Here is an 11,342-nt window from a genome sequence, read left to right as displayed (position 1 = left end):
GGCCTGGCTAAATTCTATAACGTATATGAAGGATGGTTAATGTTTCAAAACTTCAACTAAAAGATGTGTACACACAGTAGCCCTTGGGAGGGGCGCGCCGGAAATGAGCGCAAAGGCAGGGAGGGGTTTCTGCAAGCGATTAATAAACTGCAATTAACAACATCATTAACCCCTACCTCCCCTTCCCCCAATGTCATTAAGTTAAGAGATTGATAGGTTGCTCCATCGGAGCAAAAGCTTTGTAGCATACGAAAATTGATATTTTTTGCGTGCCGTAGGTACGCTATACAGGTTCCGTACCTACGGCACGGAGCATTATCTCCTATTTTTTTCTACAAAGCTCTACCCCCTATGGGGGAGAAAGTCCTTAACTTAATGACATTACCCCTTCCCCAAGGAAGGAATCGCTCATTCCCTACCTTCTTAGCTGCAAAACAGTTTTTAATACCTAATTGCCCAACTAATAACGGCTTTACTCCCCCGCCAAAAATATTTTCTCCAAAAAAGGTGATATATGTTCCATAACTTGCACATAGTAATAAACAGTAAACAATGGATGCAGTTAAATTACAGGAACAGGCCGGGCAGCGACAGGAGCTTTTTATAGCGCTGTATAAAAAGGTGTTCCCGGCGGTAGCCAAATATGTGGCCAGATGTGGTGGATCTTTTGATGAAGCTAAGGATGTTTTCCAGGATGCCCTACTCAGCTATTACGAAAAAACTGCCGAAACCGGCTTATCTATCCATAACAGTGATAGCGCTTACATTTATGGTACCGCCAGGTTTCTGTGGATTAAACGGTATAAACAAGCCGCGCAGTCATCGTTCTTAGATGAAAGCCTGGAGGCAAATACCCCGACCGAACTTGCATCCGTACCCGACGAAAATAAACTACTTCATTTTTTAGCTACTGCTGGCAAACGCTGCATGGACTTATTGCGCTCTTTTTATTACGATAAACTGCCAATGACCGAGGTGGCGCAAACGTTTGGATTTTCGGGCGTTCGATCTGCAACCGTGCAGAAATATAAATGCATTGAAAAAGTTAGGGAAACGGTTAAACAACAAGCATTAACGTATGAGGACTTCCTTAAATAGAATAGCAGCTATTGAAGCCCATCTGCATAAAAAGCAACAACCAACTGATGCTTTGTTGTTTGATGCAAAATTATTGCTTGATCATGACTTGCAGGTTAACTTAACCGCGCAGCAACAGGTTTATAGCCTGGTGCAGCAATACGGGCGCAAACAATTAAAACAGGAGATTGAGGCCGCGCATCAACAACTATTCAATACCACAAAACACCTTAGCTTTAAACAAAAAATAGCCAGAATTTTCAATAGGTTGTAACGGTACTAACAATCCCGCTCGGGCAAAACCGTACAACTCAAAACATATAACTTAAAACTTTTTTATGAATATTGATAAACAGGAATTCCGCAAATATGCGGTCATGCACCATGCTATTGCCGGTTCGCGGGTAGATAGCTTTATTTCCAGTGTAGAGCAAAGCGCGTTGCCGACCGCCATGACACCCTACATTACCGAAGAACGTGAAATGCGCGTAGCCCAGATGGATGTATTTTCTCGCCTGATGATGGACAGGATCATTTTCATGGGACAGGCTGTTGACGATAACGTAGCCAACATTATCCAGGCCCAATTACTTTTTTTGCAATCAACAGACCCTAAAAAGGATATCCAGATGTATATCAACTCACCGGGAGGATCGGTTTACGCCGGTTTGGGCATTTACGATACCATGCATTTCATTAGTCCGGATGTGGCTACCATTTGTACAGGCATAGCCCTATCTATGGGCGCGGTGTTGTTATGCGGAGGCGCAAAAGGCAAGCGTGCGGCACTCAGGCATTCCAGGGTGATGTTGCATCAGCCATCAGGTGGCGCGCAAGGCATGGCATCTGATATTGAAATAGCATCGCGCCAGGTGCTGAAAATAAAACAGGAACTTTATGAAATCATTGCCAAACACAGCGGTCAACCTTATGAAAAGGTTTACGAAGTATCAGACAGGGATTACTGGATGATAGCCGATGAAGCGAAAGATTTTGGGATAATTGATGAAGTGTTGGCTTAGATGTGCAGGTGTGCAGATTTCAGATGTGCAGATGATGGGAATTTGTGGATTTGAAGATTTGACAATGAAAGGTCGTGCTGAACTTATTTCAGCATCCCACCGAAAAAGTTCTCTTGGTTATCATTATGCTCAACTGCTGTAATTGAAAATCCTATTAAAAACGGGGAAGCACATTTCCTATTGCTTCCCCGTTTTTTCTTGGTAATATTTTTTTAAACAACGAAAATAAGAGTCTAACGCTTTTTTCTCATCGCCTTTAGCTTTTTCAAGTAAATAAATATCCCAAACATTTCCTGGGTGTAGTTTATATTTCTTGTAAAACCAATCGTTAAAACCGTCTTCGCCAAAATAATCATCCTCGCCCTCAACGGCAATCATGTAACCTGTGATAAAAAATGCAAGATTTGAAATTTTACGTTCACGCAAGAACATACCAGGGCGTGGCTTCATAACGTTTAGCAGAAACTCCGTTAAATTGTTATATTTCAATTGGTTCATATAGGATAACTTTCAATGCATCACAACTACGTCATTATCTGCGTCAACCTTGTGCTTAATAAACCGCTTTCCGATAAATAATATCAGGAAAGCCACTATAGATGATGCTGCCATTACACCTGCCATGGGCAGGGTACTTTGGCCTTTAATTAGGGTTATTCCGAATGAGGCCAGCGCGCCGATAGCCATTTGAAAAGCGCCCATCAGTGCCGATGCGGACCCTGCGTTTTTGGTGAATGGGGCCAGTGATAAGGCCGACGTATTGGGGCTGCAGATCCCCACACAGGATAAAACGCCAAATATCATCACAATGGTACCGGTCATGCCAAACCAATTGTTAAACGATCCTATTAAAAATATGACCGATATGATTACCATACAGCACATGGTTACATTTACTATCTGTTCGCTTTTATAACGCTTTACCAATTGGCTGTTTACCTGGCTCGCCCCTATGAAACCAACAGATAAGCCGGCAAATATCCACCCAAAGTTTTTAGTACTCACTTTAAACACATCAATAAATACTATTGATGATGAAGATACATAGGCAAATAAACCCGCGAATGCAAAAGCGCCGGTTAAAGCGTATGTGAAAAACTGGGGCTCTTTAAATACGCTGATAAAATTAGTGATGATGGGCAAAGGCTTTAAAGAATACTCAGGATCGGGCTTAAAGCTTTCGGGCAAAAAGAAAATAACAGCCAGCAAAATCAAAACGGCCATAATGGTTAGTATCAAAAATATGATCTGCCACTCAAAATTAGCGGTAATATAGCTACCAATGGTGGGTGCCAGCATGGGCGATGCTCCTAAAACTAATATCAACAGCGCGAAAACTTTGGCGTTATCCTCTACCGGGAACAGATCACGTACCATGGCCATGGCGGCAACACTGGCCGCGCAGCCTCCTATCGCTTCAAAAAAACGCATTACAATTAACATTTGCAGGGAGCTGGAAAAAAAGCAACCTATAGACGCTAATACGTACAAACACAAGCCAAAATATAGCGGTTTTTTTCGGCCATATTTATCAAGCAGGGGGCCGTATAACAATTGCCCGGCAGAGATACCAAAGAAAAAACTGGATAAAGTAAGCGCTACCTGATCTGTAGTAGTATGGAGGTATTTGGCAATGGCATTAAAACCCGGCAGGTACATATCAATAGAAAACGGAGCCAGGGCTGTAAGCGAGCCTAATATGATGATGAGAAAAAAGTATCGTTTTTTAGTCATAGTTTGGGGTTCATGGATCATGGTTGATAGTTCATGGTAGAAAATAAATAAGCGTTAATTTAATTACTTACCAAATTGGCTATGATCTATGAACCATCAACCATGAACTCCCTCCGTCAGAACGTTTCGCCTAAATTAAGGTTTATTGACGAATAGTGTTTACTTACCCCATAATCGAGTGCGATATTTGTGCCCGATTTTTTGTTGAACTTGAAACGCAGGCCGGTCCCCCCTGCCGGATGCCAATAGGTAAATTTCATATCGGTATCGGTAACGGAATTTACATTGGCAAACAACACAAAGCCCAACAAGCCATTTTGGGTTATATCGCGCCGGTATTCGGTTTCAAAGTAAGCCAGCCGCTGTCCGCGGTACCGGTTTTGGATAAATCCCCTGCCCGACCGCTGGTAAGGTTCCCAACCAAGGCTGGGCAGGTTAAGATACGGTGTGCCTGGTGTAAGCGAGGTCCAATAAAAAGTCCAGAAGGCAAGTACATTCTTCGGGCCCGAATTGGTTAAAGAAACATACTTCCTCAAATCGAGATATAAGGATTGCCAATTGGTATGGCTGCCCAGTACCCTGGTATTAAATCTGTAGGATAGGTTTGCATAAACACCGGGCAAGGGATCTATGGAGTTTTTGCGCGTATCATATAGTAAATTAAGTGTCGCGCCCGATGAAAACGCGTCCTGATCTGTAGCGGTGCCATATTTATACCCCGAAAAGTTACGCAGATTCTCGTTCCCCCGGCTCTCTATATCTACATAGTAATCAAGATTATACCCTACGCCTGCATAAAAATATGGCTTGATTTTTTTTAACACCGTTTGATAAAATCTTATGTAGTTATAATTCACCAAAAACTTATGATGCTCGGGCTGCTTGCCACCAAGGCCCCAGGTATATTGTGGGTATACCAGCATACGGGTATCGCCAATGATATTCCATTGGTTGTCATTTAACCACAGGCTGGACCGAATTGGTAAACCATACCGGCCTTTTAAGTTAAAATAAGGCGTAAAAACAAAGCTGGAAAGGTTGGTGGTAGCCTGATCCCCAAGATAAAAGCCTGCCGTGGTGGAAGTAAATAAAGCGCGACCGCCGCTGCGGCCATCTGATGTGGCTATAGGTAAAAATGAAAAATAAAACTTCTTTTTTTCTTGGGTTGATATCTTACGTGGCTTAACGTTAAATGCCGAGCGGAAAATATCAATCAAATCCCGTTGCGGGACTGTATCGTTTAACCGTTTGGCGGTATCGGCAATGGGCATAGTTACCTGGGCCATCATAGCACATGGAATTAAACAAAAAACTAATGCTATGAATGCCTTACCCATTATATACTATCAAACTATGCACAGCCATTAAAGCCAGCTTTATAACGAATAAATTGACAATTAAGCGTTTACCGGTTAAATTTTATGAAATGCATAAAAGGCTACACTTAAGTGTTTTAAGATAACAAAAAGCCCGCTGTTATTGCTAACGCGGGCTTTACTTTTTTGTTAAAATATTTTATTGGTATTTAACTGTAGTTACAGTGGTGGTTTTACTGTATGGACGATGGTGCACGGGATGTGCCCTGCGCCAGGCTATACGACGTGCCCGTTCCTTTTTTTCCCTTGCCCTGCGGGTTTCGTTACCAATAATGTAACCGCCGCCGGCGCCTATGGCACCGCCAATTAAAGCACCGCCAACGTTATGACCAACAAGGCCACCCACAACAGCGCCACCGGCACCACCTATAATGGCTCCTTTACCCTGATCGCTTATTCCTTTTTTGTGTGTTTGCGCCTGGGTGTTTGTTGCAAACGTTAGCAGGAATGCAAAAAACAAGCTGGCAAATATGATTAGCTTTTTCATGATGAATGTATCTGATAAGTGTTAAAAAAATTATCTGCAAACACCTATGCAAACAGCACACCGCTAAATTAAAATAACGACAGTAAAAGGTGAAAAGCCTGTTTTATGACTGTAAACGATTATTTTTAGGCTATTGGGGAGATTTGAAATTCGGTAAATCGAAGGATCTGGTAACTATACTGACTAATTTAGTATACAGTATTTTATTTGCGGAACATGCTCACTATTTAAAAAAAGCCAGTACCTCTGCCGAAAACTCCGGCGTTTTGGATGCCGCATTATGATCGCCGGGTACATGCATCAATTTTGAGCCTGGTATCATTTTGTTTAAATTGGTTTCAGAACCACCATCATGGTCTTCGGTGCCATTGATCAACAATACAGGTATCTTCACTTTGGCCAGGGCTTCAGGGCTTGTTGATGGCTGATATTTTTGCTGCAATGCCAATGCAGGCACATCAAATGCCGGGTTGCTATGAATGTATTTTACCATGCCGTCAACATCGTGAAAACTGGTATCGCCCATTAAGGCTTTGTAAGCATGCACACGTCTTGGCCATTCGGGGTTAGTATAAGCATCGCCCATGCCGCCCATTACCAGCTTTTTTACACGTTGATCTAAAACTAAAATGCGTGAAGCGATAATAGATCCGCGTGAGTAGCCTATCACGTTGTATGTTTTGATACCCAGGTTGGTTACAAGCCCCATAATATCTTTAGCCTCGGCGTCATTGGCGTACCCGGCATCGGTATGAGGCTTATCAGATCGGCCGTTTCCACGTTGATCCAGGATGATCACTTTATAGTCGGCAGCCAGTAAATCGGTATAAAGCTTACCACTTTTCCATCCCTGCCCGGTACCCGAAAACCCATGGATCAGCAAAACCGGGAAACCATCACCCTTAACTTCGTAATAAATCTTAGTACCATCAAACGAAGTATAATAACTGCCCGTGACAGCTTCCTGCGCGTAATTAACTTTGCTTAAAAGCAACAATGCAGAAACTGCAAATACAAAGCGGAATATTTTTTTCATCACAAACTACTTTACAAACTGGTTAATAATTAAAACGCCGGCCAGCCCTATAACAGAAACCAGGGTTTCCATCATCGACCATGATTTAATGGTATCTTTTATACTAAGATTAAAATATTCTTTAAACAGCCAGAACCCCGAATCATTTACGTGCGAAAATGCCAGGCTACCCGCGCCTATAGAAAGAACCATTAAATTGGGGTTTACGTGTCCTTGTGTTACAAGGCCGGTAACTATACCCGCGGCTGTAAGTCCTGCCACAGTAGCCGAACCAAGACTAATGCGGATAATAGCCGCTATAACCCAACCCAGCAATAACGGAGGCAGATTGAAAGTTTGCAACTGGTTAGCTATCTGCCCGCTAACACCACTGGCGGTTAATACTTCTTTGAAGGCCCCTGAACCGGCAATAATGAGCAAAATAAGCGCGATATCTTTAATGGCATCGGTATAATTAACGGCCAGCTGACTCATTTTTTTGCCTTGTTTAATACCAAGTGTAAAAGTGGCTACAATAAGGGCGATGAGCATCACAATAGATGGATCGCCAAGGAAGGCCGCCAGGTTTAGGATATGCTTATCCTTAATGCCGAGATACGGGAAAAAAGCGGTAAGCATTAACAACATAACGGGCAGCAAGGCGGTAAAAAAACTATTTGCGGCACCAGGTAATTTTTCGGCAGCAATCTCTTCGGCCCTGAAAGTTGCCAACGGTTCTGAAGGTATTTTTTTGAGAAATTGCGCAAATACAGGACCTGCCAATATAATTGCCGGCACAGCTATCATAAAACCGTATATAAAAGTGGTAGCCATGTTTGCATGAAACAAAGCCACCAGGGCCGATGGCGACGGATGCGGAGGTAAAAACCCATGCGTAACCGATAAAGATGCCAGCATTGGTAAACCAATATATACCGCCGGCAATTTGTATTTATAAGTAACCGAAAATATAAGCGGTACCATCAACACAAAGCCAATACCATAAAATAGCGGAATGCCTATAATAAACCCGGCAGTAACCAAAGCCCATTGTATATGCTTTTCGCCAACAGCGTTAACCAGTACTTCCGAAATTTTTTGCGCCGCCCCGCTGGTTGCAACCAATTTGCCCAGCATGGCGCCCAGGCAAATGATAATAAGCAGCGATCCCATGATATCACCCATCCCCTTTTGTACTGATGCGGTAACTTTATTTATAGGGATGCCCAACAGCAAGCCGGCAACAATAGATACAATAAGAAAAGCCATAAAGGGATTTACTTTACCCCAGCTAACCAATAAAACAAGCAGAACAATACAAACAAGAATAGTTAATAGTGCCATTATATTAAAGTGTGATTTATTATGGAACCAAGGGCCGGCGAAAGCCATTTGTTTTTGCCTAAAATAACAACAAAATCCGAGTTTAAACTGTAAATCGTTAATTCGGCTACCCTATCGATAAATTACCTATTTTGATTTTTATTTAATTTATAAACAATACCAGGGCTTACTTTGTAAAACAATTCGTTATTTTAACAATAACTTAATTAGAACAAAAAATATATTTCATTCAATGTAGGTTTTTATAAAATCATCAATAAAAAACCTGTACTTTTACATGTTTATTTATCCGATAGATTATTAGCCCCAGCTTTTATCCCATAATTATTCAATATAATTTTATCAAACACAGCTAAATACTTTTGGGCCTCTTCACTTTTTAATATTTTTTATGTCAAAACGTATTTTAGTACTGGATGATAACCGGGACATTTTAGAAATTGTTCATGAAACGCTTACTTATGAATTATTTGAAGTACGCAGCACCTCAAATAGCGAGGAGGTACTCCCTTTAATTGAAGCTTTTAATCCCGATCTGGTTATTTTAGATTACAGGGTGGCCGGTACCAATGGTGGGGAAATTTGTAAAAGCATTAAAGTACATCCCAGGTTTGGCAATATACCCGTTATTATCTTCTCGGCCTATTCAAGTAATGACAACCACCTGCTTAATTATGGTTGCGATGGGGTTATCAATAAGCCTTTTGACCTTACCGAACTTGTTGAAAAAGTTAACGACCTTATAAAATAGACTAACTGGTACTTTAACATAATCATTTCTGGCATCTAAAAAGCGCTGAAGCCGTCTGCAAACGGCTCCCCAAACGCCAATACTTAATCTTCCAGGTTTAATCAAATTGATAAGTATATAAAAAATGGCGGCGTTGCTGCATTTTTTTGCCAATTTCATTAATAAACAGACACATTTCATTAAAACGCTTAATTATCAGTACTCATAGTTAAGATATTAACAATACGTTTATCTTTGTTTAATTAAAAACGAATAAATACAATAAACCCCTGATTGTATTATGACCATATCACTAAACCCAGAAGATGGCCCAAAGGCCATTGTCAGAAAAAAAGCCAAATGCCCAAGTTGTAAAGCAGAACTTGATGACCGGGTACCAAGAGGCTTTGTTGCCAAAAAACTTCTATTTTTTCTTCCACTTAAAAGATATGTTTGTTATCGTTGTCAACGCAAACGGTATGTATTTGGTTAATTAATTATTAAATAATTAACTTAAAACAACTGGTTCGCCTACTTATAAGTCTATTTACAACATAAATAGTGTTTTTTTTATTGGTATGTTGTACTTTGCGCCTTTACCTATTTATAGTGAACGATCAGCAAAACAACGTTAAACCAAGACGATCTTATTACTGCACTAAATGCGGGGCTCCTTATCATTTCCAGATGCACAGAGGCTGGTTTCTTAAAAAAGTCTTGGGTTTTTTACCTATCAGGAAATATTTTTGCGCCAAGTGCAAAAAATCAAGCTACGTATTTACCAATCAGAATAGCTAAATAAACTGTACTGTTTTTATAACATCTTACTGTATAGAATGCGCTATAAAAACCTATCATTTTGTTTTTTAACTATTTGCAGCTATAAACAGGTATCAGCCTACTCTAAAAGCCCCTATATTAAATTTTGGTATAACATTTGCATCTTCCACATTTAAATGCCCGAGAATAGTATTTGCTATGCAAATACTATTGCTTAGATAAATAGTTGAAGATACTTTAAAATAATACGATGAGACGGATATTAGCTGTGGACGACGATAAAGATATATTGGAGGTTTTACAATACATATTGGAAGATTCCGGCTACGAGGTTGAAACCTTAGCAGATGGCCACAACCTGTTTAATACCATCAGGCAGCATCACCCCGATTTAATTTTGCTTGATATTATGCTTGGCGGATTAGACGGCCGCGAATTATGTAAACACCTGAAGCAGGGCAAAGAAACCCACGATATACCGGTTATTATGATATCGGCAAGCCACGATGTATCAAAAACCAAACATGAAAATGGCGGCCCCGACGATTTTATAGCTAAACCTTTTGATATAGAAGTATTGCTGAACAGCGTTAAAAGGCAATTGAACGCTGCCGCTTAATTTTTAATTTATATAACAATAAAAGCCATCCTGTTTAAAACAGGGTGGCTTTTATTGTTGAGTAGGTTTAGATACTTATTCTATATTGAGATTAAAAGCTTTATCCCGTTTAGCCCTGTTACGCAGTTTAAAAAATACGGCCAGGTTCAAGAAGTGCATGGCACCCAGGGTAAGGATGATCCACCCAATTTTATAACTCAGCACCTCAACCACAACCTGTAAATTGGGGATATTGCCGGTTTCTTTCAAAGACAAACTCATATAGCCTATATTAACAAGGTAAAAGCCTACTACCAATAGTTTATTTACAGAGTTGGCCAGTTCCTGGTTGCCATGAAATATATCAACCAAAAAAATACGCCCGTTTTTAAAAAGCACTTTGGCAACCCATACTGTTAAAGCAATGCTCACCATTAGGTAAACAAGATAAGTTAAAATGAAGTAGTTCATGACCGTTTGATTTTATAGTGTATGTATATTAATTATTGAATTTTCAGGAAAAAATGAAATTTTAAGTTAAAAAAATATTATTTGAATATTTTAAATATCGAACCAAAAAACCAGCTTTCTTCTGCCTTCAGCATGGTTTCTAAGGTATTGTTCACGTTTTTGGCTAACTTGTTAATATCTGTTACCGATGTTTTAAAGGTTTTAAAAGCCGGATCTTTTTCATCACCCTGAATTTCGGTCAATTGACCTAAAATTTTTAGTACCGGGTCAAGCTCACGTTTTTTACGTTCTTCGGCCACTCGGCGGGCAATTACCCAGGTATCTTTTTCGGCAAAGAAAAACTCTTTACGCTCGCCGGTTTTGTGTTGTTTTTCAACCAGGCCCCAATCTATCAAATCGCGCAAAGTCATGTTGGCATTGCCACGGGAGATGCTCAGCTCGGCCATTACTTCTTCGGTAGTCAAAGCTTCGGGCGAAACCATTAGCAAAGCATGAACCTGCGCCATTGTGCGGTTAATACCCCACTCCGATCCCAACTTACCCCAGGCCTCAATAAACTTTAGCTTCGCTTCTGCCAATTCCATAACGCAAATATAGATAAGTTTTTAAACTTTCAAAAATAAATGAAAAACATTAGGATGTGCAGATATGCAGATTTCAAATGTGCAGATGATGTTTTTGATGGGAAATGGTTATTTTCTGAAATTA

The 11,342-nt window shown here is 40.5% G+C and carries 13 protein-coding genes; 5 read left to right on the top strand and 8 right to left on the bottom strand.

Annotated features, from left to right (window positions below; genetic code table 11):
* The first annotated feature begins 552 nt into the window (after positions 1 to 552).
* The 3 genes from QWZ17_RS24670 (at position 553) to QWZ17_RS24660 (ending at position 2,099) form a co-directional block, all read left to right on the top strand.
* Complete coding sequence (locus QWZ17_RS24670; protein WP_290307999.1) at positions 553 to 1,098, top strand: RNA polymerase sigma factor; 546 nt, start codon at positions 553 to 555, stop codon at positions 1,096 to 1,098.
* The gene (locus tag QWZ17_RS24665) at positions 1,079 to 1,351 is read left to right on the top strand and encodes a hypothetical protein (RefSeq protein WP_290307998.1); all 273 of its coding nucleotides are present in this window, start codon (positions 1,079 to 1,081) and stop codon (positions 1,349 to 1,351) included. The genes QWZ17_RS24670 and QWZ17_RS24665 overlap by 20 nt, the downstream gene beginning before the upstream one ends.
* 64 nt (positions 1,352 to 1,415) lie before the next feature.
* Positions 1,416 to 2,099, top strand: coding sequence for a ClpP family protease (locus QWZ17_RS24660; RefSeq protein ID WP_290307997.1), 684 nt, complete (start codon positions 1,416 to 1,418; stop codon positions 2,097 to 2,099).
* A 177-nt stretch (positions 2,100 to 2,276) separates the two neighbouring features.
* Here the strand turns inward: QWZ17_RS24660 and QWZ17_RS24655 are convergent, their stop codons facing one another.
* The 6 genes from QWZ17_RS24655 to QWZ17_RS24630 form a co-directional block, all read right to left on the bottom strand.
* Positions 2,277 to 2,549 (bottom strand): hypothetical protein, encoded by a 273-nt coding sequence (locus QWZ17_RS24655; protein ID WP_290307996.1) that lies wholly within the window; start codon positions 2,547 to 2,549, stop codon positions 2,277 to 2,279.
* Positions 2,550 to 2,609: 60 nt separating this feature from the next.
* Complete coding sequence (locus QWZ17_RS24650; RefSeq protein ID WP_290307995.1) at positions 2,610 to 3,833, bottom strand: multidrug effflux MFS transporter; 1,224 nt, start codon at positions 3,831 to 3,833, stop codon at positions 2,610 to 2,612.
* 116 nt (positions 3,834 to 3,949) lie between these two features.
* Positions 3,950 to 5,122: a BamA/TamA family outer membrane protein gene (locus tag QWZ17_RS24645; protein ID WP_290307994.1), complete on the bottom strand. Its 1,173-nt coding sequence runs from the start codon at positions 5,120 to 5,122 to the stop codon at positions 3,950 to 3,952.
* Between the two features lie 226 nt (positions 5,123 to 5,348).
* Positions 5,349 to 5,696: a YMGG-like glycine zipper-containing protein gene (locus QWZ17_RS24640; RefSeq protein WP_290307993.1), complete on the bottom strand. Its 348-nt coding sequence runs from the start codon at positions 5,694 to 5,696 to the stop codon at positions 5,349 to 5,351.
* 223 nt (positions 5,697 to 5,919) lie between these two features.
* The gene (locus tag QWZ17_RS24635) at positions 5,920 to 6,732 is read right to left on the bottom strand and encodes an alpha/beta fold hydrolase (RefSeq protein WP_290307992.1); all 813 of its coding nucleotides are present in this window, start codon (positions 6,730 to 6,732) and stop codon (positions 5,920 to 5,922) included.
* A gap of 6 nt (positions 6,733 to 6,738) precedes the next feature.
* Positions 6,739 to 8,055, bottom strand: a complete 1,317-nt coding sequence (locus QWZ17_RS24630) for a gluconate:H+ symporter (RefSeq protein WP_290307991.1) — start codon at positions 8,053 to 8,055, stop codon at positions 6,739 to 6,741.
* Between the two features lie 391 nt (positions 8,056 to 8,446).
* Between QWZ17_RS24630 and QWZ17_RS24625 the strand changes: the two genes are divergently transcribed.
* Positions 8,447 to 8,806 carry a response regulator gene (locus QWZ17_RS24625; protein WP_290307990.1) on the top strand — a complete coding sequence of 120 codons (360 nt, stop codon included), beginning with the start codon at positions 8,447 to 8,449 and terminating at the stop codon, positions 8,804 to 8,806.
* Positions 8,807 to 9,815: 1,009 nt separating this feature from the next.
* Positions 9,816 to 10,184, top strand: coding sequence for a response regulator (locus QWZ17_RS24620; RefSeq protein WP_290307989.1), 369 nt, complete (start codon positions 9,816 to 9,818; stop codon positions 10,182 to 10,184).
* A gap of 75 nt (positions 10,185 to 10,259) precedes the next feature.
* Here the strand turns inward: QWZ17_RS24620 and QWZ17_RS24615 are convergent, their stop codons facing one another.
* Both QWZ17_RS24615 and QWZ17_RS24610 read right to left on the bottom strand, forming a co-directional pair.
* Entirely contained in the window at positions 10,260 to 10,634 is a 375-nt protein-coding gene (locus tag QWZ17_RS24615; RefSeq protein ID WP_290307988.1) for a hypothetical protein, read from the bottom strand.
* Between the two features lie 77 nt (positions 10,635 to 10,711).
* On the bottom strand, positions 10,712 to 11,218 hold the full coding sequence (locus QWZ17_RS24610) for a GbsR/MarR family transcriptional regulator (protein ID WP_290307987.1): 507 nt from the start codon (positions 11,216 to 11,218) through the stop codon (positions 10,712 to 10,714).
* Positions 11,219 to 11,342: the final 124 nt, after the last annotated feature.

It is taken from the genome of Mucilaginibacter flavus (assembly GCF_030409315.1).
In the GTDB taxonomy this organism is placed as follows: Bacteria; Bacteroidota; Bacteroidia; order Sphingobacteriales; family Sphingobacteriaceae; genus Mucilaginibacter; species Mucilaginibacter flavus.
The sequence above is the reverse complement of the archived record's forward strand: the minus strand, read 5'-3'. Positions and strand labels throughout refer to the sequence as shown.